The sequence below is a fragment of the Arthrobacter sp. Bi83 genome, from assembly GCF_918698095.1.
GTDB lineage: Bacteria > Actinomycetota > Actinomycetes > Actinomycetales > Micrococcaceae > Arthrobacter.
In genome coordinates, this window is the sequence record NZ_CAKKLY010000035.1 from 18,579 (window position 1) to 43,577 (window position 24,999).

22 protein-coding genes are annotated in these 24,999 nt (G+C 66.2%); 7 read left to right on the top strand and 15 right to left on the bottom strand.

Annotation, left to right across the window (positions count from 1 at the left end; translation table 11 throughout):
* Nucleotides 1–28: 28 nt before the first annotated feature.
* Complete coding sequence (locus LQ144_RS15850) at nucleotides 29–592, top strand: type II toxin-antitoxin system PemK/MazF family toxin (protein WP_230119665.1); 564 nt, start codon at nucleotides 29–31, stop codon at nucleotides 590–592.
* Nucleotides 593–793: 201 nt separating this feature from the next.
* Nucleotides 794–1,054, top strand: a complete 261-nt coding sequence (gene rpsT / locus LQ144_RS15855; RefSeq protein WP_230119666.1) for a 30S ribosomal protein S20 — start codon at nucleotides 794–796, stop codon at nucleotides 1,052–1,054.
* A gap of 112 nt (nucleotides 1,055–1,166) precedes the next feature.
* Here rpsT and holA read toward each other — a convergent pair whose 3' ends face one another.
* The 3 genes from holA to LQ144_RS15870 all read right to left on the bottom strand — a co-directional run bounded on the left by holA (nucleotide 1,167) and on the right by LQ144_RS15870 (nucleotide 5,183).
* Complete coding sequence (holA, locus tag LQ144_RS15860) at nucleotides 1,167–2,183, bottom strand: DNA polymerase III subunit delta (RefSeq protein WP_230119667.1); 1,017 nt, start codon at nucleotides 2,181–2,183, stop codon at nucleotides 1,167–1,169.
* Nucleotides 2,117–3,994, bottom strand: coding sequence for a ComEC/Rec2 family competence protein (locus tag LQ144_RS15865; RefSeq protein WP_230119668.1), 1,878 nt, complete (start codon nucleotides 3,992–3,994; stop codon nucleotides 2,117–2,119). Before LQ144_RS15865 ends, holA begins: the two co-directional genes overlap by 67 nt.
* A 157-nt stretch (nucleotides 3,995–4,151) precedes the next feature.
* Nucleotides 4,152–5,183: a helix-hairpin-helix domain-containing protein gene (locus tag LQ144_RS15870; protein ID WP_230119669.1), complete on the bottom strand. Its 1,032-nt coding sequence runs from the start codon at nucleotides 5,181–5,183 to the stop codon at nucleotides 4,152–4,154.
* Nucleotides 5,184–5,388: 205 nt separating this feature from the next.
* Here LQ144_RS15870 and LQ144_RS15875 point away from each other — a divergent pair, with 205 nt between their 5' ends.
* Nucleotides 5,389–5,874, top strand: a complete 486-nt coding sequence (locus tag LQ144_RS15875) for a hypothetical protein (protein ID WP_230119670.1) — start codon at nucleotides 5,389–5,391, stop codon at nucleotides 5,872–5,874.
* A 24-nt stretch (nucleotides 5,875–5,898) separates the two neighbouring features.
* Here the strand turns inward: LQ144_RS15875 and LQ144_RS15880 are convergent, their stop codons facing one another.
* The 5 genes from LQ144_RS15880 to LQ144_RS15900 all read right to left on the bottom strand — a co-directional run bounded on the left by LQ144_RS15880 (nucleotide 5,899) and on the right by LQ144_RS15900 (nucleotide 14,120).
* The gene (locus tag LQ144_RS15880; protein ID WP_230119671.1) at nucleotides 5,899–7,005 is read right to left on the bottom strand and encodes a DegV family protein; all 1,107 of its coding nucleotides are present in this window, start codon (nucleotides 7,003–7,005) and stop codon (nucleotides 5,899–5,901) included.
* A gap of 56 nt (nucleotides 7,006–7,061) precedes the next feature.
* A complete protein-coding gene (leuS, locus tag LQ144_RS15885) occupies nucleotides 7,062–9,587 on the bottom strand; it encodes a leucine--tRNA ligase (protein ID WP_230119688.1) in 2,526 nt (841 codons plus the stop codon).
* A gap of 333 nt (nucleotides 9,588–9,920) precedes the next feature.
* Entirely contained in the window at nucleotides 9,921–11,435 is a 1,515-nt protein-coding gene (gene glpK / locus LQ144_RS15890) for a glycerol kinase GlpK (protein WP_230119672.1), read from the bottom strand.
* Between the two features lie 62 nt (nucleotides 11,436–11,497).
* Nucleotides 11,498–12,244: an MIP/aquaporin family protein gene (locus tag LQ144_RS15895; protein ID WP_230119673.1), complete on the bottom strand. Its 747-nt coding sequence runs from the start codon at nucleotides 12,242–12,244 to the stop codon at nucleotides 11,498–11,500.
* 154 nt (nucleotides 12,245–12,398) lie between these two features.
* Nucleotides 12,399–14,120 carry a glycerol-3-phosphate dehydrogenase/oxidase gene (locus LQ144_RS15900; protein ID WP_230119689.1) on the bottom strand — a complete coding sequence of 574 codons (1,722 nt, stop codon included), beginning with the start codon at nucleotides 14,118–14,120 and terminating at the stop codon, nucleotides 12,399–12,401.
* 206 nt (nucleotides 14,121–14,326) lie between these two features.
* On the opposite strand from LQ144_RS15900, the gene LQ144_RS15905 reads away from it, so the two are divergent.
* Nucleotides 14,327–15,289 carry a sugar-binding domain-containing protein gene (locus tag LQ144_RS15905; RefSeq protein WP_230119674.1) on the top strand — a complete coding sequence of 321 codons (963 nt, stop codon included), beginning with the start codon at nucleotides 14,327–14,329 and terminating at the stop codon, nucleotides 15,287–15,289.
* Here the strand turns inward: LQ144_RS15905 and LQ144_RS15910 are convergent.
* A complete protein-coding gene (locus LQ144_RS15910) occupies nucleotides 15,251–15,775 on the bottom strand; it encodes a DUF6176 family protein (RefSeq protein ID WP_230119675.1) in 525 nt (174 codons plus the stop codon). The two genes, LQ144_RS15905 and LQ144_RS15910, sit on opposite strands and share 39 nt — an antisense overlap.
* A gap of 132 nt (nucleotides 15,776–15,907) precedes the next feature.
* Here LQ144_RS15910 and LQ144_RS15915 point away from each other — a divergent pair, with 132 nt between their 5' ends.
* Genes LQ144_RS15915 through LQ144_RS15925 form a run of 3 tightly spaced genes read left to right on the top strand, consistent with a single transcriptional unit; the run spans nucleotide 15,908 to nucleotide 18,803 of the window.
* Nucleotides 15,908–16,777 (top strand): aldo/keto reductase, encoded by an 870-nt coding sequence (locus tag LQ144_RS15915; protein WP_230119676.1) that lies wholly within the window; start codon nucleotides 15,908–15,910, stop codon nucleotides 16,775–16,777.
* Between the two features lie 14 nt (nucleotides 16,778–16,791).
* Nucleotides 16,792–17,721, top strand: a complete 930-nt coding sequence (locus LQ144_RS15920; RefSeq protein WP_230119677.1) for an alpha/beta hydrolase — start codon at nucleotides 16,792–16,794, stop codon at nucleotides 17,719–17,721.
* On the top strand, nucleotides 17,718–18,803 hold the full coding sequence (locus LQ144_RS15925; protein WP_230119678.1) for a glycosyltransferase family 1 protein: 1,086 nt from the start codon (nucleotides 17,718–17,720) through the stop codon (nucleotides 18,801–18,803). The genes LQ144_RS15920 and LQ144_RS15925 overlap by 4 nt, the downstream gene beginning before the upstream one ends.
* Here LQ144_RS15925 and LQ144_RS15930 read toward each other — a convergent pair.
* The 6 genes from LQ144_RS15930 to mihF form a co-directional block, all read right to left on the bottom strand.
* Complete coding sequence (locus LQ144_RS15930) at nucleotides 18,800–20,947, bottom strand: primosomal protein N' (protein ID WP_230119690.1); 2,148 nt, start codon at nucleotides 20,945–20,947, stop codon at nucleotides 18,800–18,802. The genes LQ144_RS15925 and LQ144_RS15930 overlap by 4 nt on opposite strands.
* Before the next feature lie 114 nt (nucleotides 20,948–21,061).
* Nucleotides 21,062–22,297, bottom strand: coding sequence for a methionine adenosyltransferase (gene metK, locus LQ144_RS15935; RefSeq protein WP_230119679.1), 1,236 nt, complete (start codon nucleotides 22,295–22,297; stop codon nucleotides 21,062–21,064).
* Nucleotides 22,298–22,373: 76 nt separating this feature from the next.
* Nucleotides 22,374–23,636: a bifunctional phosphopantothenoylcysteine decarboxylase/phosphopantothenate--cysteine ligase CoaBC gene (gene coaBC / locus LQ144_RS15940; RefSeq protein WP_230119680.1), complete on the bottom strand. Its 1,263-nt coding sequence runs from the start codon at nucleotides 23,634–23,636 to the stop codon at nucleotides 22,374–22,376.
* Between the two features lie 41 nt (nucleotides 23,637–23,677).
* Complete coding sequence (gene rpoZ / locus LQ144_RS15945; RefSeq protein ID WP_090581074.1) at nucleotides 23,678–23,938, bottom strand: DNA-directed RNA polymerase subunit omega; 261 nt, start codon at nucleotides 23,936–23,938, stop codon at nucleotides 23,678–23,680.
* Nucleotides 23,939–23,977: 39 nt separating this feature from the next.
* The gene (gene gmk / locus LQ144_RS15950) at nucleotides 23,978–24,550 is read right to left on the bottom strand and encodes a guanylate kinase (RefSeq protein WP_230119681.1); all 573 of its coding nucleotides are present in this window, start codon (nucleotides 24,548–24,550) and stop codon (nucleotides 23,978–23,980) included.
* Nucleotides 24,551–24,594: 44 nt separating this feature from the next.
* Nucleotides 24,595–24,912 (bottom strand): integration host factor, actinobacterial type, encoded by a 318-nt coding sequence (gene mihF, locus LQ144_RS15955; protein WP_230119682.1) that lies wholly within the window; start codon nucleotides 24,910–24,912, stop codon nucleotides 24,595–24,597.
* Nucleotides 24,913–24,999: the final 87 nt, after the last annotated feature.

Below are 24,999 nucleotides of genomic sequence, written 5' to 3' on the forward strand. Positions count from 1 at the left end.
CTGACAGGGCGGCGGTATCGTTGCCGGCATGGCTCTGAACTTCCGTACCCTCGGCAACGCCGTCCGGGCTTCGCTTCGCTTCCTCGCCGGCTCCCCAGCCCGGAAGCCGGACCCGAAGGGGACACCGCGGCCCGGGAGGAACAACGCACCGGGGCAGGCGGGTGCCCGGGCGGGAACCGCGGGCTTGTCGGCCCCATATCCGGGCGATTTCCGCGGCACGGCGGCCCTGCGATACTCCCCCTCCCCCGATGGCCGGCCCGATCCCGGTGAGGTGGTGTGGACCTGGGTCCCCTATGAAGAGGACCATTCCCGCGGGAAGGACCGCCCCGTCCTGCTGGTTGGAAACCACGGACGCTATCTGCTCGGCCTGATGCTGACCAGCAAGGACCACGACGGCCATCCACGCGGGAGCCGCGACTACGTCGACATCGGCAGAGGGCCGTGGGACCGGCAATGGCGTCCCAGCGAGGCCAAACTCAACCGCGTCCTCCAGATCCGCCCTTCGGACATCAGGCGGGAGGGCGCAGTTCTGGACCGGAGCCAATTTTTCCTGGTGGCCGATGCGTTGAGGGAACACCACGGCTGGAAGTGATGTCCCGGAATCGATGATTGGGCGCGCCGGAGCTGGACAAATGGCGTCTTCAGCACGGATTCTGCTACTATTCATAGCTGTGTGTCCGTGCAGGTCGACGGCCACTCATGGTTGGTCGCCATAGGTATCCCCACGCCGCTCAGTCAATGGCCAACCTGAAAGCCCTCTAGACCATTTCCGCATTAAAAAGAGAGTTCACACGTGGCAAATATCAAGTCCCAGAAGAAGCGCATCCTGACCAACGAAAAGGCTCGCCTGCGCAACAACGCAGTCAAGTCCGAGCTGAAGACGGCCATCCGCGCCGTCAACACAGCCGTTGAGTCCACCGACAAGGATGCCGCTGCTACTGCGCTCGTTACTGCCAGCCGTAAGCTGGACAAGGCTGTCAGCAAGGGTGTTCTTCACAAGAACAACGCTGCAAACCGCAAGTCGGCGATCTCCAAGAAGGTCAACGCACTCTAAGGTTTTCCAGTTCAACTGAACTGATGCTTGTGGCCGGCACCATTGGTGCCGGCCACATCTCTTTAACGTGCCCAGCCCCTCCGGCGGCGGTGACGGTGGCGGCGAGCGGTGGTTAGCGGCGGCGGGCAGCCGTCGAGATCACCGTGACAGCGTGCTCCACCGCGTAGACGGGGTCACGCGAGAGGCCCTTGACCTGCGCGTCGGCCTCTGCCGTCACCTGGATGGAACGGGCCAGGCCTTCAGGCGTCCATCTCCGGACGTCACGCTGCGCCTGTTCCACGAGCCACGGCTGCATGCCGAGGTGTTTGGCAATCTGCGCTGAGGACCCTTGGGCGCCGGCTACTTTGGCGACGGTCCGCAGCTTCGCGGCCAGTGCCGCCACCAGCGGAACCGGGTCAGCCCCCGTGGCCAGAGCATGGCGCAGGGTGGACAGCGCCACCGGCCCGTTGCCGGCCATGGCTGCGTCCGCCACTTTGAAAGCGGTGGCCTCGATCCGGCCGCCGTAATAGCGCTCAACCATTTCTGCGTCCACCGCCGTCGAGGCGTCGGAAATAAGCTGGCTGCAGGCCGCAGCGAGTTCGGACAGACTGGCGCCAACGGCGTTCACGAGGGACTGCACCGCTTCAGGTTCGATGCGCCGGGATGCTGCCTTGAACTCCGACACCACGAACGCGGTCTTCTCCGCATCCTTCTTCAGCGGCTGGCAGTCAACAACAGGCCATCCCCCTGCTTTGACCGCGTCCAAGAGCTTCTTGCCACGGACTCCCCCGCCGTGCCGAAGGACCAGAACCGCGTCCTGTTCCGGGCGAGCCAGATACGTCAGTCCGTCAGCGAGAAAAGCGTCGTTCATCGACTCCAGGCCTTCGACCTCGATCAGCTTGCTCTCTCCGAACAGGGACGGACTGACGTTCATGGCGAGCGACCCGGGCTCATAATTTCCTGCGTTGAGCCGGGAGAGCTCGACGTCCGGAGCGGCGGCCCGGACCTGCGAGCGGACCCGGTCCATGGCACGGATGCCCAGGTATTCCTCCGGACCCGTGATCAGCACCACTCCCGCTGGCGTCACGTCCCGCCAGGTGGCCGAATTCGTCGCCGACGTCTTGGATCGTTGGGGCTGGGCAGCGGCCACTGTTGGTTCCTCCCGGGATACGGATTGCAGACTCTAAGCCTGCCACGGCGCAACGGCTGCACCAAGCCGCGCCGGGCGGAGCGGGCCGAGCCGCGCCGTCGGGTCCTTCGTTGAAGCACCTGCTCCAGCGAAGCTGCAGTGGCGCGGTGGGCGGCAAAAATGAGCCCTCGTGTTTGGGCCGGGTGGGCAGCCTGCCAGACGGCAATCAAGGTCAAGGCAGAAAACAGCACCATGGTGAGCAGCCCGAACGCCCCCTCGGGCCAGGGCGGAGCCGCACCGGGAAAACCGGCGGCGAACCTGGCCACCCCGGCGACGCCTGACGCGAAGAAGCCGGCAACGCCGATCAGTGCCGTGGCCAGCCACGGAACAAGCGGCACCAGGGGCACCGCAGCGGTTCCCAGGATAGTGACCGGGGCAACGAGCGGCGCCACGAGTACATTGGCCGGCAGCGAGTAGGTGGCGAACTGGGGCTGCAGCAGGACGACGACAGGCCCGCACAGCAGTTGGGCCGACAAAGGCACGGCGAGGCCCGCGGCCACCCAGCGCGGGACGGCGCGCGGAATCCAGTCCGCGATCTGCCGCCCCAGCACGATGATGCCGAGTGTGGCCAGTACGGACAGCAGGAATCCGAAGCTCGTGCCGAGTCCCGGGTCTATGAGCAGGAGGCCGATGACAGCCAGGCACAGGAAGCTCAGGCCGCGTCCGGTTCTTCCGCCGGCAAGAGAAGCCAAGGCGATGGCCCCCATCAGTGCGGCCCTCAGCACGCTGGCATCCGGCCCCACCATCAGCACAAACAGTCCGAGGCCGGCCAGGGCAAGCGCCGCGGCCGGAACCCTGGCGAGGCGGAGGCTGCGGGCCGCGAGGAGCAGGGCGCCCAGGATCAGGCTGCAGTTCGCCCCGCTCACGGCCGTCAAGTGGGTCAGTCCTACAGTCTTCATGGCTGTTTTCAGCTGTTCATCGAGTCCGCTGGCGTCACCCGTGACCATGCCTGGCAGGAGTCCTCTGGCATCGGCGTCCAACCAGGCGGCAGCCCCCGCGAATCGCCTGCCCAGTGATGCAGGTTCTGCCGTCCAAACGTCCGCGGCCCTGATGGTTACGGGAGCCGAGGACGCAGCAAGGATGCCGGCCTCCACCTTTCCGGCATCGGGAGGGCGCAGCTTCCCGGCAGCACGGACCAGCTGGCCGGGGACCACACGCTGCCAGTCCTCCCCGCCCATGATGACCACCGCGGCGCCGGCCCGCAGCAGCTGGCCCCGGGCGGTCAGTGATTTGACCGTGGCATTGACCGCCCAGCGTTCGGACAATCCGGACGCCCCCGGCCTTCTGAGGGCGTGCGGGGCGCCGGCTATTTCCACTTCCGCCACAACGGACGCGCGTGCCGCAATGGCTCCTGCCACCGGACCGTCATGCTTCTGCGCCGAGGAGACAGCCGAGTGGGCTGCGGCGGCCACGGCCAAAAGCAGGGCCGCCATCATCGTCAGCAGGAAGCTCCGGTGAGGGCGCCCTCCCGCCTTGCGGCGCCGGAGAATACGGAGGAGCAGGACGCCGGCGCCCGCCGCCAGGGCACAGCACAGGCCAAGGAGCCAGGCCGGATTAAGCCAGAGGCCGGCTCCCGCAGCCGCCCACACGACTAAGGCAGGCGGGACCAGCCGGAGGTCAAGCCGTCGCCGTCTCTCGTCGGCCGAATCGGTGGCTCGCTGCTCGGGCAACAGCCGTGCCCGCAGCTGGTCCCGGATTCCCTGCAGGAGGGCTGGGCCAAGCGGACCCGTCGCCCGGACCGGTCCCGAAGCAACCGCACCGGAACCAACCACTCCGGAAGCCGCCGGAGGCCCTCCATTGGACGGTGGCGGATGGAAGCCGGAGCGCCGGGGCGGGCCTCCGGCAGCCGGTTCGCCGAAAGCCGGGCTGACGGCCGCCTCCACGTACCGGTGCCATCTACTGGTCCTCCGTGCAGGGTTGCCGTCCATCTCAGACCGTCACCAGCGGGAGCAGCGTTTCCAGCATTTTGGGTCCTACTCCGTCCACGGCGTCAAGCTCCTCCACTGTCTTGAACGGGCCGTGCTCCGCGCGCCAGTCAACGATGCGTTGGGCGAGCACCGGACCCACCCGCGGCAGGCTTCCCAGTTCCTCGGCGCTTGCACTGTTCAGGTTGGTTTTGGCCGCGGTGCTGCCGCTCCTGCCTCCCGCTGCGGACGCACCGGACCCGGTCCCTGAAGAACCCGATCCCGATCCGCCAGGCTGCGCCCCCTGCGGCACTGCTTCGGGCGGTGCTGCTTCCCCTCGGCGTGGGACGTAGATCTTCTCGCCATCTTCCAGTTCCGCAGCAAGGTTGAGCCGGTTAAGGTCCGCGTCCGCAGTTCCGCCGCCGGCTGCCGCAATCGCCTCGTGGACCCGGCCGCCCCGCGGAACCTTCACCACGCCGGTTCTCTTCACGGCGCCGGCAACGTGTACAACCACGCTTCCGGAAGGAGCGTCCGAGGCCGGGCCAGATCCGGGGCCTCCGGATTCGGCCGGACCGCCGGCGTCGTCGCTGACGTCCTCTTCCGCGCCGCCCGCACCCGCATCAGGCGTGGCCGCGACCCCTGTCGTCACGGCGCCCAAGGGGACAACTTCCGGTTCCGTGGCCGCAACCCGCCACCAGAACCAACCACCTACTAGCAATGACATGATGCCCAGCAGCACCGCGGCCCGGACCCCCAGGCGCCACCTGACACGGGCTTCGGCCGTGCCGGAAGGGTGGGAGGCGGGGGAATCCCGGAAGTCACGGGCTGCCCTGTCTCCGCTACGGTAGGAGAATCCCCGGCCGTCCCCCATTTCCAGCAGCCCGGCACGCTCCGTGAAGGGATCACCGACCTGCGGGGCACCGAGCCTCGCCGCCAGGCGGCTGGCGGGTTGCCGGCTCGAGGCAGGGGCCGCCGGCTCGGCCCCCTCGGGCGGACGCAGGCCTGCCGGGCTGCGCGACGGATCGCTGGCTGCAGGTCCAGCGGTCCGGCGTGACATGCCTTCCACCGTAGGCGACCCGGCATCCGTGCCACCAGCGCGGGCCGCTCGTATGTGGATAGCCTCAAACCGCCAGTTCGTGTGGTCCCAACCAAATCGCAGGGTCTACCGGATATTATTCGACGCAGGTGCGCTGCCGGGTGCAGTATTGGCGCGCCTGCTCCTCACCGGTGATGAGCCGGTCCGGTTCGAGAGAGGTTCTTCCATGAGCACTGAGACGCCGAGGGCCCAATCCAGCCGCAAGCGCACCGTGACTATCGGCGCGGCAATCGTTGTCCTGCTTGCCGTTATCGCCATCGTCGTGGCAACCCAGGCATTCCGGGCAAGCGAGGACGCAGGGGCAAAGGACAGGGCGTCCGTTGAGCCTTCCGCGCCGACCCAGGCCACGGACGGCACCCAGGTGACCTCACCCACGCAGAAAGCCTCACCCACGCAGAATGCCCTCACCGGGCAGGACGCCGAGCTGGTGGATGAGGCCAACACCGTCTGCGAAATGCGGCTCACTGAGAAGTACCCCACCGCCACCATCAGCCCCGGGACGAAGTCAACGATCAAAAAGCCGGACGGCACCTTCGACACGGCCGGCTCCTACACCGACGGCGGCAATTCCAGCCCCATACCGTTCGAGTGCTCCTCTACCCGAACCGATGGCAGCTGGACGGTTGTTTTGAAGCCCGCGAAAAACGGCTGAACTCCGCCGGTGTGAGAAGCGCTTTCAGCTGCTCTTTCCCGCGGCCGGATCAGCCGTGCGTTCCGGATGCGCTGGACTCGCCCCATCCGCCAGGCGTCCCGGTGCCGCAGCAACATGGCCGGAAGCCGGCACCGGGCTGAGTGCAGCCACAGCCGACGTAGTGCTTTCACCGACTATCACGGCAAGGACACCGAGTCCGGCGTGGGCTGCGAGCACGGCCGGGAGGGAGCTGATCTGCGCCGGCGGAGTGTCCGGCAGGGCCACCGCGAGCCGGGAGGCAAGGACCTCGGCCTCGGCCCGGTTTCCGAAGTGGTGGATGGCCAGCCTGGCCTCCCCCTGCGGCCTGGCCGCGGCGTCAGCCACCACGATTTCCTCCAGCCGGGCGACGGCCCTCGCGGCGGATCGGATCTTCTCGAGCGGCACGATTTTGCCGCCGTCGACTGCAAGAATCGGCTTGATCGAGAACATGGTGCCCAAAAGCGACGCGGCGGCACCGATCCGTCCGCCGCGGCGCAGCTGTTCCAGGCTCGGAACATAGAAGTACACCTTGGTCTTCGCGAGGCGCTCCTCGGCGAACTTCCGCACTTCAGCGGCACTGCGGCCGTCAGCGGCGGCAACCACGGCGCCTTGCACCGCCAGCCCCTGCGCCATGCCGACCGTCCGGGTGTCCAGCACCTCCACCGGGATCCCGACACGGGCGGCAGCCAGGCGCGCCGACTCCGCCGTGCCCGAGAGGTCACCGGAAATATGGATGGACACCACAGCCTCATAGCCGCGCCGTTCGGCCGCCAGGTACGCCTGCTCAAACTGCCCGGGCGATGGCCGGGAGGTCTTCACCGGCGTAGCCGCGGCGAGTGCCACCGCGATGGTGTCGGCGATATCGTCCTCACCCTCGCCGTAGATTTCCGCACCCACCATGACGGGCATCGGGACCACCGCCAGCCGGCCGTCAAGGGAAAAACCGCGCACCCAGTCAGCTGGAAGCGCCGCGGCAGAGTCCGTCACGACGGCGGTACGCACGACGACGGCGGGTTCCGCCGCAGGCGGCACCGGTCCCGGGACGGTGGCTTGGCGGAGGCGGGCCAGGTGGTCTTTCAACCACAGCCAGGCTGCCGGCTCGCGGTCAATCACGGCACACCTCCTGCAATTAGGCCGGCCGCCGGAAGTACCGGCGGCCGGAACCCCGCCTAGGCCGGGACGATGTTGACCAGTTTAGGTGCCCGCACGATGACCGTGCGGATCCCACGGCCGTCGAGGGCACGCTGGACGTTCTCCGAGGCCAGCGCCAGTTCACGCAGCTCATCCTCCGAGATGCCGGGCGACACCTCGAGCCGGTCCCTGACCTTGCCCTGGACCTGGACCACGGCGGTGATGGTGTCCTGCACGAGCAGGGCGTCATCGTGCGCGGGCCAGCCCGCGTTGGCCACGGAGGCGGGGTGGCCCAGGACGTTCCACAGGTCTTCGGCCGTGTAGGGAGCAAAGAGGCTGAGGATGACAGCCACCGCCTCGACGGCCTCGCGGACCGCAGGGTCAGCGCCGCCGGCACCGGAATCGATGGTCTTGCGGGTGGCGTTGACCAGCTCCATGAGCTTGGCCACCACCACGTTGAACTTGTTGTTGTCCAGCAGTTCCGCGGCGTCGGCGATGGTCCGGTGCGTGACGGTGCGGAGCGCACGGTCGCCCGTGCTGGCGTCCGCACCGGGGGCACTCGTGACGTCCTGGCCGAGGCGCCAGGCACGCGCCAGGAACTTGGCCGAGCCCGAGGGCGAGACATCGGCCCAGTCCACGTCGTCCTCGGGCGGTGACGCAAAGATCATCGTGAGACGCACGGCGTCCACGCCGAACTTATCCAGCTGTTCGCCCAGGTCCACTCCGTTGCCCAGCGACTTGCTCATTGCTTTGCCTCCGTTGAGCACCTGGCCCTGGTTCAGCAGCGCGCTGAAGGGCTCGTCGGCGGCCAGCAGGCCCATGTCATGAATGACCTTGGTGAAGAAGCGGGCGTAGAGCAGGTGCAGGATGGCGTGCTCGACGCCGCCGACATACTGCCCGACCGGCATCCACTCGTTGATCTTCGCAGGATCGAACGGACCGTCGGTGTAGTGCGGGGAGACGAAGCGCAGGAAGTACCAGGACGAGTCCACGAAGGTGTCCATGGTGTCCGTGTCCCGCTGGGCTGCACGTCCGCAGTTCGGGCAGTCGACGTTGACCCATTCGGCCGCCGCGGCCAGCGGGGAGGTGCCTCTCGGAGACAGTGCCTCGCCACGCAGGTCTTCGGGAAGCCTAACCGGGAGTTGCTCGTCGGGTACCGGCACTTCGCCGCATTCGGCGCAGTGGATGATGGGGATCGGGGTGCCCCAGAACCGCTGGCGGCTCAGGAGCCAGTCACGCAGCCGGAAGTTCACGAACTTCTCGCCGGTGCCCTGCCTGTCGAGGATACCGATGGCGGCTGGAATGGCCTCTGCCTTGGGCAGGCCGTCGAGAGGACCGGAGTTGATCAGCGTGCCTTCCCCGGCCGTTGCCTTGCCGGAAACGGCCGGATCCTCCTCGCCGGTGTCCAGCACCGCGCGCACAGGCAGGCCGAACTCCTTGGCGAAGTCGAGGTCGCGCTGGTCGTGCGCGGGGACGGCCATGATGGCGCCCGTGCCGTAGTCGGCCAGGACGTAGTCCGCTGCCCAGACGGGCAGCTTTTCACCGTTGAGAGGATTGATGGCGTAGCGGCCGGTGAACACACCGGTCTTATCCCGCTCGGTGGACTGGCGTTCGATGTCCGAAAGGGCCTTGACCTTTTCGCGGTAAGCCATAAGTGCGTCATGGTGTTCAGGGGTAACCAGGTCCAGGGCCAGGTGCGCGTCAGCGGCCACCACAAAGAACGTGGCCCCGTACAGGGTGTCCGGACGCGTGGTGAAGACGGTGACGTCACGCTCGGCTCGTCCGTCAGACGCCTCGATCACGAAGCGGACATGCGCGCCTTCCGAGCGGCCGATCCAGTTTCGCTGCATCGCCAGTACTCGCTCGGGCCAGTGCCCCTGCAGCTCGGACATGTCGTCCAGCAGCCGGTCCGCGTAGTCCGTGATCTTGAAATACCACTGGTTCAGCGACTTCTTGGTCACGGCCGTGCCGCAGCGCTCACAGGCGCCGTTGACTACCTGCTCGTTGGCCAGCACGGTCAGGTCCTTGGGACACCAGTTGACCGGTGAGTCCTTGCGGTAAGCGAGGCCGCGCTCGTAGAAGCGCTTGAACAGCCACTGGGTCCAGCGGTAGTACTCCGGATCGGAGGTGTGCAGGCGGCGGGACCAGTCAGCGGAGATGGCGTAGCGCTTGAACGACGCGGCCTGCGTGTCGATGTTGGCGTACGTCCACTCGCTCGGGTGCGCGTTGCGCTTGATCGCCGCGTTCTCGGCCGGCAGGCCGAAGGAATCCCAGCCGATGGGGTGCAAGACGTCGTAGCCCTTCTGGCGCAAGTAGCGTGCCACGACGTCGCCCATGGCGAAGGCCTCGGCGTGGCCCATGTGCAGGTCGCCCGAAGGGTAGGGGAACATGTCCAGGACGTAGCGGCGCTCCCGGGAACCGTCGTCGGCAGGCGTGAAGACCTTGAGATCCTCCCACACCTGTGGCCACCGGGCCTCCATGGCCGCGAAGCTGTAAGCGCCCTCCTCGGGGCTTTCCGCTGCACCTGCTGTTGTTCCGGTCTCGGTCTCCGGCTGAACGCTCACTGCTGCCCTCTTCTGTTCTGTCATGACGTCTGTCCTGTCACAACGGTCTGATCCCCCGCCGCCTGCCGGGAATGCGTCCCGGACACACAAAAGCCCCTCCACATGGAGGGGCGGCCGCTCGGTAGACCGTATGTCCGGGATACCGGGCGGCTAGCTAAGCAGAAGGATCGCACGCATAAAGCTACTCTAGCGCACGGTACGGGCGACGGCACCGACGCCGCCATTTCTGCGCTCCACCACCGCCGGTGATGTGACGCGGACGCCCGCAGCACCAGGGGCCGGCTGCCTCCAAAGAGACGGCCGGCCCCTGGTTCTGGTACGGCTTGCCTGGGCCTACTTCACGTCCTCGTCGACCCAGTCCATGGACTTGGTCACGGCCTTCTTCCATAGCCGCATCTGGCGGTCCTGCTCGGCCTGCTCCAGCGCCGGCTCCCACCGCTTGTCCTCGGACCAGTTAGCCGACAGCTCGTCGAGATCCTTCCAGAACCCGACGGCAAGGCCGGCCGCGTAGGCCGCGCCGAGTGCGGTGGTCTCCACCACCTTCGGACGGATAACGGGGACGCCCAGGATGTCCGCTTGGAACTGCATGAGCGCATCGTTGGCGACCATGCCGCCGTCGACCTTCAGCTCGGTGAGCGGAACGCCGGAATCGGCGTTGACCGCATCCAGCACCTCCCTGGTCTGGAAGGCGGTGGCCTCCAGGGCCGCCCTGGCGATGTGGCTCTTGTTGACGAACCGAGTCAGACCCACAATGGCGCCACGGGCGTCTGACCGCCAGTACGGCGCGAACAGGCCCGAGAAGGCCGGAACGATGTACACGCCGCCGTTGTCCTTCACCGAGGCAGCGAGGGTCTCCACCTCCGGCGCCGTGCTGATCATGCCGAGGTTGTCGCGCAGCCACTGAATGAGCGAGCCGGTGACGGCGATGGACCCTTCCAGCGCGTAGTGCGGCGCTGCGTCCCCCAGTTTGTACCCCACGGTGGTGAGCAGTCCGTTCTTGGAGTGGACGATCTCCTCGCCGGTGTTGAAGATGAGGAAGCAGCCGGTGCCGTACGTGTTCTTGGCCTCACCAGTCTGGAACGCGGCCTGACCGAACGTGGCAGCCTGCTGGTCGCCCAGGATGCCCGCCACGGGAACTTCCCGCAGCAGCTGCGAGGTGTGGACGGTGCCGTAGACCTCGGAGGAGGACTTGATGGCCGGCATCATGGACGCCGGAACACCGAAGATGCGCAGGATCTCTTCGTCCCACTGCAGCGATTCCAGGTCCATGAACAGCGTCCGGGAAGCGTTCGTGACATCGGTGACGTGCACGCCGCCGTCCACGCCGCCGGTCAGGTTCCACAGCACCCAGCAGTCCGTGTTTCCAAAGACCAGGTTTCCGGCCTCGGCCTTTTCCCGGGCGCCTTCGACGTTGTCCAGGATCCACTTGATCTTCGTGCCCGAGAAGTAGGTTGCCAGCGGCAGGCCCACCTTTTGCTTGAAGCGCTCGGCTCCGCCTTCCTTCGCGAGTTCATCCACGATCGGCTGGGTCCGCGTGTCCTGCCAAACGATGGCGTTGTAGACGGCCTCGCCGGTGGTCTTGTCCCAGACCACTGCGGTTTCACGCTGGTTGGTGATGCCGACTGCGGCGATGTCGTGCCGGGTCAGGTTCGCCTTGGAGAGCGCGGATCCAATCACCTCGCGGGTGTTGTTCCAGATCTCGGCGGGATCGTGCTCCACCCAGCCCGCCTGCGGGAAAATCTGCTCATGCTCCATCTGGCCCGAAGACACGATGTTGCCGCTGTGGTCAAACACGATGGCGCGGGTGCTGGTGGTGCCCTGGTCGATGGCGATTACGTATTGGCTCATGATGACGTCCTTGTCGTTGTGAAGGAAAAGTGCTGTGAATCAGGGGGCTGCTGTCATTCGGATCAGGTGGCGGCGTTGAACACAATCGGGAGCAGACCGGCCAGGCCTGCCAGCGTTCCGCCGATCAGGGGGCCGACCACCGGAATCCAGGAGTAGCTCCAGTCGCTGGAGCCCTTGCCCTTGATGGGCAGGATGGCGTGGGCGATGCGCGGTCCGAGGTCACGGGCCGGGTTGATCGCATAACCCGTGGGGCCGCCGAGGGACACGCCGATGCCGACCACCAGAAGGGCTACAGCCAGCGGGCCAAGCCCCGAGGGGGTCCCGCCGAAGGTGAGGATCACGAAGACCAGCACGAAGGTGCCGATGATTTCGGTGATCAGGTTCCAGAGCGTCGAGCGGATGGCCGGGCCGGTGGAAAATACCGCGAGCTTGCTGGCTGGCTCAGGTTCGACGTCGAAGTGCTGCTTGTGCGCCAGCCAGGTGACCACGGCGCCCAGGAAGGCCCCGAGGAGCTCCCCGCCGAAGTAGGTGAAGGTGGAGGCAGCGTCTACCGGGACGCCGGGGGCGTATTCGGCGTTGCGGTGAACGAGCTGGCCCAGGGTGACGGCCGGGTTCAGGTGGGCGCCGGAGTGGGCGGCGACGTACACGCCGCAGAAAACGGCGATGCCCCATCCCCACGTGACCATGAGGAACCCGCCATTGTTGCCCTTTGTGCCCTTGAGTGCGACGTTGGCCACGACGCCGCAACCCAGGAGGGTCAGCATGCCGGTTCCGAAGACTTCGGAAAGAAAAACCAATCCAAGAGACATCTTTGACTCCTTGTTTTCTGTTGTCAGTCCTTCGCGAGTTTGAAGGACGGTTGTGCCGCCAATGCTTTGGCCTTGACGGCGGCGGCCGGGACAGGTCCGCCACGGGACCCGTCCCTGCCCTTGCGCCCGGGCTGCCCTGCCCGGACACCAGGTCTTAGGCGACCAGGCTGTGGACCTCGACGCCGTGGTTTCGCTTGAGCACCTCCTGCGCGTGGTGGATCTCCGCGGCGCGGTCCGCCGCATCCCAGCCGAGCGGCTCGGCCAGCAGGTCTGCGACCTCGTTCAAAAGCTCACCGGTGACCAGTCCGCGGAACGCGAGGGAGGTCCGCCGGATCAAGACATCCACGAGGTGGCCAATCTGCTCGTTGGCTGCCATGAATTCCAGTTCGCGGACGCTGAGCTCGCGGGTGGAATGCAGCAGGCTGTCCGGGCCGGCGTCGAGGTGGCGGATGACTTCCCCGGCACGCGTGCCGTACCTGGTGAGGAGTCCGGACACCCTGTCGGCGTCGCGTGAGCCGTTCATATGGGCCTTGATCCACTGCTGGATTCCCGCGTCCGTGTCCGGGAAGCCGGCGCCGCCTCCGATGGCGAGTTTCGCCGTCGAGACCTTCCGTTCCATGCCCAGTTCGGCGAGGACATCGTTGCTCAGGTGCTCGGCCAGCGCCCGGAACGTGGTCCATTTGCCGCCCACAAGACTGAGTACGACGGCGCCGCTGCCGCCGGCTTCCGGCGTCCGCCGTTCGATGCGGTAATCGCGGGAAACGAAGCCGGGCTGGGTGGCGTCGTGCTTCGGCAGGGGGCGGACCCCCGAGAAGGTGTAGACGATCTGGTCCCGGTTCACCGCGATGTCCGGGAAGACATGGCCTATGAGGTCGAAGAAGTAGTCAATCTCGGCTTCAGTGCAGACGGCATCCTCGGACATGTCGGCGTCGACGTCGGTAGTGCCCACCAGGACGCGGTCTCCCATGGGGTAGATCAGCACAATCCGGCCGTCCGTGTGTTCAAAGAAGATTTCGCGGCCGTTGCATGCCGCCAGCAGGCCCGGGTGGTCAAGGACGATATGTGATCCCTTGGTGCCGCCCATGAAGGATGACGCGGCGCCCATCGCCTGGTTGGTGAGGTCGACCCAGGCCCCCGTGGTGTTGATGATGACGTCCGCGGTGAAGTCGAAGACTTCCCCGGTCAGCTCGTCGCGCAGCTCCACCGTGCTGGACCCGGGGGCGTTGCCCTTGACCGATGCCAGGGAGAGGTAGTTGCTGGCACGGGCGCTGCCCGCCGCCTCCGCTGCGCCAGCTTTCTCGCCGTCCTGGAGGACGTCGAGAGTGAGGCGTTCGGGGTTGTGGACGGAGGCGTCGAAGTAGGTGGCCGTGTATTTGACGCCGGGGTGCAGCAGGGGAAGTTCGGCCAGCGCTTTCTTGCGCCCGCGGAACTGGTGGCGGGGGACGCTGCCTCCGTCGCGGGAAAAGGAGTCGTACAGGCTGAGCCCAAGCTTGATGAGGAAAGCACCGCGCTCCTTCGGTTTGCCCTGCTGCTTGTGGGTGAGGAAGCGCAGGGGTGCGGCGAGAACTCCGGAGAAGGTGCTGAATATCGGAATGGTGGTCTGCAGCGGCTTGACGTAGTGGGGCGCGATCCGCAGAAGGCGGTTGCGCTCCACCACGGATTCCTTCACGAGACGGAACTCGCCGTTTTCGAGGTAGCGAATGCCGCCGTGGATCATGTGCGAGGATGCGCCACTGGCGCCCTGGCAGTAGTCGCCGCGTTCCACCAGCGCCACGTCCACACCCTGAAGGGCGAGATCGCGGAAGGTGCCAACGCCGTTGATGCCGCCGCCGACGATCAGAACGCGGGCGTTGGGCCGCTGCCGGAGGCTTGCCACAGAGGCACGTGCTTCAGTGCCCCCTCCGCTGGATTTGAACGGATGGCCGGGTGAATCCTTGAGTCCCAAAACTGCTCCTTTGGGTTTGGTCCTTGGGCTGATCTAAGCGGCACGCCGTAAGGGCGCGCCGCCTTTCACCACTATTCTTCGAAGTAATGGAAAATGGAGTCAAGCACTATGCACAAACGTGCAGAACGGAAAGTGACATGCCGCGTCCCCGCCATTCCGAAGCCCTCCGGGCTGCCCAGCTCTATTACCTCCAGGACCTCACCATGGACGCCATCGCGCGGGAACTTCGGACGTCCCGGTCCACGGTGTCGAGGCTCCTTTCAACAGCCCGCGACACGGGACTGGTCCAGATCCAGATCCGCAGCCCGCTGGACACCGGGCCGGAATTGGAGCGGCTGATCCGGTCCCAGTACAGGGTGGATGTGCACGTGGTGCCCGTGCTGGACACACTGAATGAGGCGGAAACACTGGACCGCGTGGCCATGCAGGCCGCCCGGACCATCGGTCCACTCGTGGATTCAAATGCGATCATTGGCGTCGCCTGGGGCAGCACGCTGAGCGCCGTGAGCAGGCACCTGACCCGAAAGATCACGCACGACACCGTCGTCGTGCAGCTGAACGGGGCCGGCAACATGCAAACCACAGGCATCACTTATGCCAGCGACATCATGCGCCGCTTCGGCAGTGCCTACGGCGCCCGGGTGGAACAGTTTCCGGTACCGGCTTTTTTCGACCACGCAGCCACCAAGACGGCCATGTGGAATGAACGGAGCGTGCAGCGCATCCTTGACCTGCAGGCACGCATGAGCATCGCCATTTTCGGTGTCGGATCCGTGGACGCGGACTATCCCAGCCATGTTTACGCCGGAGGCTACCTCGACGAGGACGACCTGAACGTCCTCGCCAGCTCCGACGTGGTGGGCGACGTTGCCACCGTCTTCTTCCGGGCCGACGGTTCCTCGGACGGCATCACGCTGAACGAACGGTCCACCGGGCCCTCGCTCGACCAGCTGCGCCAGGTGCGCCGGCGGATCTGTGTGGTGTCCGGCGCATCCAAAATCAACGGGCTCCGCGGCGCCCTGGCCGCCGGCCTCGCCACCGACCTGATCCTCGACGAGGCGTCAGCCCGCCGGCTTGTCAGTTTCGACAGCGGAAACTGACCCGCACTGGGCACAGGAGCCCTGGCCAGCTGACTCCGTTGTACCGGTCCGTCCCCATTCCGTCATCGCTTCTCGCAGATGGTTGGGGGTGAGCATAAATTTGGGCGTCAGTTCTTCCCAGCCGCGCTGCTTTACCCGTCGGCTGTACGCCGCATGCTCGGCATCAATGGGAATCGACTCATCGAAACCGCCGCCGCCGGCCCCCATGAGGCTCAGGTGATAAATCCAGACTGAGCCGTCCGCCTCGGTATGGCGAAACGTCGCTTCGAAGACCGCACGTTCGGCCGGCAGCGCAGGCAGGTTCTCGTCATAGCGATCGTTGAGCATCTGCATCCACTGCTCAAACTCGTCCTCCTTGCCCGGAATGACCGGGGCCCGGCTGAGCTCGAGGCGCAATCCTTGCGGAACCGAGGACGGCATTCGGTGACCCTCGAATCCAAACCGGGGCACTGGCGTGAACGGGATATGCGGTACTGGCTCGGTCATGCCTTCATCGTCACATACGGGTCCTGGCCGGATCCCGAAATGTCCTGTTTCCGGGGCATATTCCCGCCCGTGGCACGCTTTAATTTCGCCTCCTCTGCTGTCATCCGGAGCCATATCGGTAGAGTCATAGCCATGAATACCTCACCCCGGCTCAGCCTGAACAACGGCGTGCTGATCGACCAGTTGGGCTACGGGCTCTACAAGGTCCCGCGGGAGGACACTCCGAGGCTGGTGGCCACGGCCCTCGAAGCGGGATACCGGCATTTCGACACGGCGGCGATGTACGGCAATGAATCCGGTGTGGCACGCGGAATCGTTTCGCTGTGCGGGGTGGAGGCTGCCCCGGGCGGATCAGGCGAATCCGCTCCGCCAACCTCCAGGGAAGACCTGTTTATCACCACGAAGGTCTGGAACGATGATCAGGGCTACGATGCCACGCTGCGGGCCTTCGACACCTCAATGATCAACCTGGGCCTTGAATACGTGGACATGTACCTCATCCACTGGCCCTGCCCCAAGCGGGGACTGTTCCAGGAAACGTACCGAGCGCTGGAAACGCTCTACCGCGAGGGCAAGGTGCGCGCGATCGGCGTTTCCAACTTCCAGCCGCAGCATCTGGACCGGCTGCTGGAGACAGCAGAGGTGGTGCCCGCAGTCAACCAGATTGAGCTTCATCCATGGCTTCAGCAGGGAGAACTGAGGGAAAAGCACCGCGAGCTGGGCATTCTTACGGAAGCATGGAGCCCGCTGGGCCGCGGTCAGGTCCTGGAGGATCCCGACATCCTGGCGCTCGCAGCCGAACACGAGGTGACGGCGGCCCAGATCATTCTGCGGTGGCACCTGCAGCTGGGCAACATCGCCATCCCCAAGGCAAGCTCCTGGGACCGGATAAGGGAGAACCTCGATATCTACAGGTTCGAACTGTCCGCCCTGGACATGGCGGACATCGCCGGCCTGGACCGCGGCCACCGCACCGGCTCCCACCCCGACAACGTCAACTAGGATCACCCCAGCACATGAGAACAGCAGACTCCGAGCCGTCAACCACGCCGTCCTTCTTCAGCAGTAGCCTTGCTGCCCGGACCAGGGCATCGGACGTCGGTCTCCGCGGCGGCACTGTGGCGTACTGGACCTACGAGCCGGTGCGGACAACACCGGAAACACGCACCATCCTCGTCATCCACGGCTTCCGCGGCGATCACCACGGGCTGCTGCGCGTGGCGGACCAGCTGCCCGACATGCGCCTGATCATGCCGGACCTTCCCGGGTTCGGCAGCTCTGAGGCATTTGTCGACGGCGAACACAGTGTCCGCCGCTACGGACAGTTCATCGGCGATTTCATGGAAGCTCTCGGCCTGGGGCCGGACACCGTCCTGCTGGGGCACTCATTCGGTTCCATCATCGCAGCCCACTTTGTAGCCGATCACCCGCAGGCGGTCCGCCCGCTGATACTGGTCAATCCCATTGCAGCACCAGCCCTGGAGGGGCCCAAGGGCCTCATGACCCGGCTGGCGGTGCTGTATTACCGTGTCTCTGCCCGGCTCCCCCACACCCTGGGGCTGCTCCTGCTGCGCAGCCGGCTCATCGTCAGGGTCATGAGCGTGGCCATGGCGAAAACCAAGGACAAGGAACTCCTGCGCTTCATCCACGGCCAGCACCATGCCTACTTCAGCGCGTTCGCCAACCGCGAGAGTCTGCTGGAATCCTTCACGGCGTCCGTCAGCAGCAACGTTTCAGAGGTGGCCGCAAAGCTGACGCTGCCCGTACTTCTCGTGGCCGGAGAAAAGGACGAAATCGCCCTGCTCCGTGACCAGCACAAACTCGCCGCTCTCCTTCCGGACGGAACGCTGGAGGTGATCCCCGGCGTCGGGCATCTGATCCACTACGAAACCCCGGAACCCGCCGCAGGATTCATCCGCCGTTTCCTTAAGGACCACGCCGCGTGAAAATTGTCATCGACGCCCGCTTCACGCGGACGGACCACCATGACGGCATCAGCCGCTACGGCGCCAGCCTCATCGCCGCTGCCTCGAAAATCGCGGACGTTTCCATGCTCATCAGCGATCCCAAGCAGCTGGCCCTGCTGCCGGACGTGCCGTACACCCTGATCAACAGCCCGCTTTCCCCCGCTGAACTCTTTGTGGCCAGCAAGGTCAACGAGCTGGGCGCCGACGTGGTGGTCTGCCCCATGCAGACCATGGGCACGTGGGGCCGCAAGTACGGGCTGGTGCTCACGTTGCACGACATGATCTATTACGAGCACCCGGCGCCGCCGGGCTTCCTGCCCGCTCCGGTCCGGATCCTGTGGCGGCTCTACCACAAGGCATTTTGGCCCCAGCGGCTCCTGCTCAACCGGGCGGACGTGGTGGCCACCATCAGCCGCACCACAGAAGCCCTCGTGGCCAAGTACCGGCTGACCAGCCGCCCGGTGCGGATTGTCAGCAACGCGCCGCAGCCGGCCCAAGAGCCCCGCGACCCGACGGCGGGGGCTGAGAAGACGCTGCTCTACATGGGCTCGTTCATGCCGTACAAGAACGTTGAGACCATGCTGGCCGGCATGGCCGAACTTCCTGAGTACACGCTGCACTTGCTGAGCCGGGTCACTCCGCAGCGCCGGGCCGAGCTGGAGGCCCTCATCCCGGCGGGTGCGAAGGTGGTCTTTCACAACGGCGTGACCGACGACGAATACACCGGACTGCTCAAACGGACCACCGCCCTCGTCAGCCTCTCGAAGGCGGAGGGGTACGGCCTGCCGCTGGTTGAGGCCATGTCACTGGGCACGCCGGTCATTGCCAGCGACATTCCGATCTTCCGCGAGGTGGGTGCCGACGTTGCCACTTATGTGGATCCGGATTCGGCTGCTGCATTTGCCGCCGCGGCCCGCGGCCTCGACGACGACCGGCACTGGCAGGAGGTGTCACGGCGCTCGGTGGAACGGGCCAACGATTTCAGCTGGGACGCCTCCGCGCGGCAGCTCGTGGACGTGGCCGCGGAGGTCGTGGCTCTTCGCGGCAGGCGTACCCGTTAGAGGACGTCCACGCCGTCGAGCCGCAGCTGCACGGGATCGTCAGTGCGCTTTGCCGCGCTGGCGGCTTTTACTGATCTGAGGAGGCGGGTGACAATGCCGGCCTGACTGTAGGGAATGAAGAGGAGATTGCGGACGTCCTCGCTGGCGGCATTCGCCGCGGTCTTCCCCGCTGCCGGCTGCTGTCCAGGCAGCAGCGGCGCAGGACCGGCAACGCGCAACACCACCCCTTCCGCCGCCAGAAGCGCGGTGACTGAAGACGTGAAATGCCCGACGGCGGTGCGCCCGCCTGTCACGGAAGCGACCCTGACCGCCGGGGGAAGCAGAAGTTCGGTGCGCAGCGCCAGTTCCCGCTGCGCATAGCCGGAGGCGTCCCACCGCAGCAGCGCCCCCACAGCTGCGGTGTCGTCGGCGGTGATGACCACGATGCCGCCCTCCGTCGCAGGGCGCACCAGGGCCGCGGCGTTGAACCAGCGCCTGACGGCGTCTTCCCCGGCCCGGAGGTTTTCGCGCCTGAGGAGGGAGTCGCCGTCGAGCAGCAGGGCGGCGGCGTAGCCTCCGGCCGCAACCGGCTCGGCGCCCACGGTGGCCACCACGAGTGACCCGGTATCGGGAACGGTCGCTTTGACGTGGTCACCCGACGACGTCACGACGGCTTTGCCGGGGAAAGCCCTGCCCAGCTCCTCCGCCGTGCGGAGAACTCCGGTGGCACCGCGGCGCAGCCTCGTGTTGTTGCAATGGCTGCAGCGCCAGGCTGGTGCCGGAGTCGAACACCACCGGCACTGCGGCACGGCGGAACTGCCGGAGGCTCCGGCAATCGCCAGAGGTCCCTGGCAGGACTGGCAGCGGGCCGGCTCACGGCAGGTGTCGCACACAAGGGACGGCGCGTAGCCGGAGCGGGCGACCTGGACCAGGACGGGCCCGCGTTCCAGGCCTTCCTTGGCCGTCCGCCACGCCGCTCCGGGCAGCCGTGCGATCCGGGCCAGGGGGTCGCGCTCCTGCTCAAAGCTGTCGGCAGTATTGAGGACACGCGGAACAGTGCGTCGGACCACAGAGCGTTCGGCTTCCACGGGCATGGCCCAGCCTGCTTCCACGAGGCGCTGCGCCTCGGTGCTGCGCGTGTGCCCTGCCAGCAGGCAAGCGGCGGCGTCCTGCTCCGCCCGGAGCAGGAGCACTTCCCGGGTGTGGGCATACGGAGAACGCTGCTCGATGTGGAGGTCGTCTCCATCGTCCCAGCACACGACGAGGCCCAGGTTCCGGACGGGCGCGTAGGCCGCCGAGCGCGTGCCCACCGCGACCCCGGCGGTTCCGTTGAGGACGCGCAGGTAGCTGCGGTAGCGGGGCGTCTGGCCGTCGTCCGCCGTCAGCCGCGCGATGTCACCGGCAGGAAGGAGCTCCTCCAGGGCGGCCTGGACCCTGTCGAGGTCCCGGTAATCGGGAAGCACAACCACCGCGCCGCGTCCGGATTGCCGGACAGCCGCCACGGCCTCGGCGATGAGCCGCGGCCAGCCGTGGGGTCCGAAGCCCTGCAGGGCGCTGAGCGCCGCTCGCGGCGAGCCGCCGGCGTTCAGGTGGCGGAGGAACGCACTGCCGTTCCGGTAGTCCACCCACCCCCGACCGGGGGCGGGTGATGGCGGCAGTGACCCGGTTTCTGGCCCGGGAGCGGATTGCGGCGCAGGGGGCTCTCCGGCGGCAATCTCCTTCTCCACTTTGACCACGCGGGGCGGTATGGCTACCCGCAGGACGTCGCTGACCGTCCCCGCATACCGTGCCGCGACCCGGCCGGCGAGTTCCTGCAGGCCGGGCGTCAGCACGGCAACGGATGACACCACCTTGTGCAGCGGTACCAGATCATGGCCGGCGTCGGAGTCCGCGGTCCGCTCGAGAATATAGCCGCTGAGTTCCTGGCCGCTGAACTTCACCTTGACCCGCACGCCTGGCGTGGCTGCATCATCCAGTTCCGCGGGGACGCTGTAGTCGAAGGGCCGGTCCAGATGGGGCAGCGACGATTCAATGAGGACGCGGGCCACCGGAAGGCTGGCCGCCAGTGGCGGTCCGGTGGCAGTTCTGGAACTGGCCGGAAATCCCTGCAGCAGGGACAGCTGCTGCGGCTCGTCCGGCGCGGGTTGGACGGCGTTGAACGACATGCTGTTGGAAGCCGCTGCTTTCGAAGCCATGGCGCCTACCTCCGTCCTGTATCAACCACCAGCCAAGCACGTGGGTGCGACATTTCAGGCCACCGGCGGCTTCGGGCCAACGGCTCAGGCGTTGAAGTACGCCTTGAGGTCGTCCACGCGGTCCAGGCGCTCCCACGTGAAGTCCGGATCGTCGCGGCCGAAGTGACCGTGCGCGGCCGTCTTGGCATAGATGGGGCGCTTGAGGTCGAGGGCGTCGATGATGGCGCGGGGACGGAGATCGAAAATCTCCGCGATCGCTGCGCTGATCTTGGCCGGATCAACGGTTTCGGTTCCAAACGTCTCCACGTAAGTGCCCACCGGCCGGGCCTGGCCGATCGCGTAGGCGATCTGGATCTCTGCGCGCTTGGCCAGCCCTGCGGCCACGACGTTCTTCGCCACCCAGCGCATGGCGTAAGCGGCCGAGCGGTCAACCTTGGACGGATCCTTGCCCGAGAAGGCGCCACCGCCGTGGCGAGCCATGCCGCCGTAGGTGTCGACGATGATCTTCCGGCCCGTGAGGCCTGCATCGCCGACGGGGCCGCCGATAACGAAGGCGCCGGCAGGGTTGAGAATGTTGACCGTGCGGGAGATGTCCAGGTCCGCAAGGGCCAGCACCGGATCAATCACGTGCGACGCGAGGTCGGCCCGGAGCTGGTCGAGGCTGAATCCATCGGCGTGCTGGCTGGAGATCACGATGGTCTCAACAGAAACCGGGCGGTCGCCGTCGTAGCCGATCGTTGCCTGGGTCTTGCCGTCGGGCCGGAGGTACGAGAGCTCGCCGCTCTTGCGGACTTCGGTAAGCCGTTCGGACAGCCGGTGGGCGATCCAGATCGGCGTGGGCATGTAGGACGGCGTCTCGTCGCTGGCGTAGCCGAACATGAGGCCCTGGTCCCCGGCGCCCTGGAGGTCGTAGTCGTCTTCCTGACGGCCTTCCCGGGCTTCCAGCGAATTGAAAACTCCGCCGGCGATGTCGTTTGACTGCTGGCCGATGGACACGGACACGCCGCAGCGGGCGCCGTCGAATCCGTTGGCGGATGAGTCGTAGCCGATCCCCAGGATGGTTTCCCGGACGATCTGTGGAATTTCAACATAGGCGTCCGTGGTCACCTCACCGGCAACGTGGACCAGGCCTGTGGTGGCCATGGTTTCCACGGCGACACGGGACTCCGGATCCTTGGCCAGCAGGGCGTCAAGGATCGCATCGCTGATCTGGTCACAGATCTTGTCCGGGTGGCCTTCAGTCACCGACTCGGACGTGAAGAGCCGGAGCGGGGCGGGTACGGACCCGTGGGATTCAGGAATGTGCAGCGGTAAAGTCACTCAACTACCTTACTTGTTGGCAAACGGGCCTGCGGCAGCGTGTGTCCCCATGCTAAGGAGACGTTGCTTACGCCTGTCAGGTTCGCGGGAAGACCTTGCTCAGCTCGGCGCTGACGCGGTCAATGACGACGGCGGCGACGTCCTGCTTGGAGCCGGACGCCGACTGGGGTTCGGAGCCGGTCCGGGACAGGATGACTACTGAGTTGTGGTCCTGGCCGAAAACCTTGTCCGAACCCACATGGTTGACCACCAGGAGGTCGCACCCCTTGCGCTTGAGCTTCGCCTCCGCGTATTCGAGGACGTCGCCGTGGGCATCCCCGGTTTCGGCGGCGAACCCCACGACGAGCTGGCTGCTTCCGCCGGCGTCGCGGACCGCGACGAGTTCGTGGAGGATGTCGGGGTTCCGGACCAGTGTGATGACGGGGTCTGCCTGATCGTCCCGTTTCTTGATTTTGGTTCCGGAAATGTCCGCGGGGCGGAAGTCCGCTACCGCCGCGGCCATGATGACGACGTCGGAATCGACCGCCGCCGACAGCACGGCTTCCCGGAGTTGAAGGGCCGTTTCGACCTCCACCAGTTCCACGCCCGCCGGAGCAGGCACTTCCATGTGGGCGGCTATCAGCCGCACGGCGGCTCCGGCGTCCCGGGCTGCAGCGGCCAGCGCGACGCCCTGCTTTCCGGAGGAACGGTTGCCCAGGAACCGCACGGGGTCCAGGGGTTCACGGGTGCCGCCGGCGCTGATGGTCACTGTCCGCCCGGCGAGGGGGAAGAGCGGAGCGTCAGCCACGCCAGTGCCGTGGGGGGCTTCGTGCAGTCCGTGCGCCAAGGCCATGGCCGCTTCGAAGATTGCCTCCGGTTCCGGCAGGCGGCCGGGGCCTGAGTCGGAACCTGTCAGCCTGCCGCTGGCCGGCTCCAGGACGGTGACGCCTCTGCTGCGCAGGGTTTCCACGTTGGCCTGCGTGGCGGCGTGCTGCCACATTTCCGTGTGCATGGCCGGGGCGAAGAGCACGGGCCCGCCAGCCATCAGCAGCGTGTTGGTGAGGAGGTCGTTGGCCTGTCCGGTTGCGGCGCGGGCCAGAAGGTCGGCGGTGGCCGGGGCTACGACGATCATGTCCGCCTCATGGCCGAGCCTGACATGGTTCACCAGATGGACGTCGTCAAAGACGCTGTTGCTGACCGGATTTCCGGAGAGCGCCTCCCAGGTGGCCACACCGACAAAACGGGTGGCCGACTCGGTGGGGATGACGGTGACGTCATGGCCGGCTTCAGTAAAAAGCCGGAGGAGCGATGCCACCTTGTAGGCGGCAATCCCTCCCCCGACTCCGAGGACTATGCGCACGTGACCTCCGTCAACAGGCAGTCTGTTTTACTCTGCGGAAGTTACTCGGCAGCTTCGATCGGTGTGGAGACCAGCTTGCCTTCGTTGATCTCGCGCAGCGCGATGGACAGCGACTTCTCGTTCAGCTTGGTGTCAACGAGGGGGCCGACGTACTCAAACAGGCCCTCGTGCAGCTGGGCGTAGTAAGCGTTGATCTGACGTGCACGCTTGGCACCGAAGATCACCAGACCGTACTTGGAATCGGCAGCCTTCAGCAGCTCGTCGATCGGCGGGTTGATGATGCCTTCAAGGTTCGTGGACACGAATTCTCCAAATTCTAACGGGCTGGCACGATCCGGCGCCTAGCGCTGGTTCGGGGTCAGCCCCATGAGTGAAACAAGCTCGTCCGCTGCCCGTCGAACGTCATCATTGATGACCGTGTGATCGAACTCCGGCTCAGCGGCAAGTTCTAGTTTAGCGGTTTCCAGCCTGCGCTGCTGTTCCTCGGCGCTTTCGGTGCCGCGGCCCACCAGGCGGCGCACCATTTCGTCCCACGTGGGGGGTGCCAGGAAGACGAACTGTGCGTCCGGAACGGCTTCCTTGACCTGGCGTGCGCCCTGCAGGTCGATTTCGAGCAGGACTGAACGTCCTTCGGCGATTGCCTGGTCTACCGTGCTCTTCAGCGTGCCATAGGTATTCTGTCCATGCACGACTGCCCATTCCAGGAATTCGCCGGCGGCCACCAGGGACTCGAACTCCTCCTTCGACTTGAAGAAGTAGTGCACCCCATCGACCTCTCCGGGCCGCGGAGCGCGGGTGGTGGCTGAAACGGACAGCCAGACCCCGGGGTAGTTGTCGCGGATATAGGTGGACACGGTGCCTTTGCCAACAGCCGTAGGACCTGCGAGGACTGTCAGTCCGGGTTTCTTGCTCACGTATTCCTTTTGGGCGGTCTTCAGATGACTCTGTTCGGATGGATCTATTTCTCGTTCATAAAATCTACCAGCGCCCGGCGCTGGTGCACGCCCAGTCCCCGCACCCGCCTCGAAGCCGCGATGCCTACGGCCTCCATGATCGCCGCTGCCCGGACCTTTCCGATCCCGGGCAGGGCCTCGAGCAGCTCGGAGACACGCATCCGGGCAATGGCCTCCTCGCTGCCTCCCGAGTCCAGCACCTCTGCGATGGACAGGTCACCGGTTTTCAGCCTCTCCTTGGCAGCGGCCCGGGCGGCCCTCGCTGCGGCGGCTTTTTTCAGCGCATCAGCGCGTTCCTGGGCTGACAAGGGTCGCAAGGTCACGGTGATCCCCCGGGGGTAGCCAATGGATCCACGGCCGAGGCCGTTGGACTTGTCCTTGAACCTACTCCTCGGCGGCTGCAGAAATCA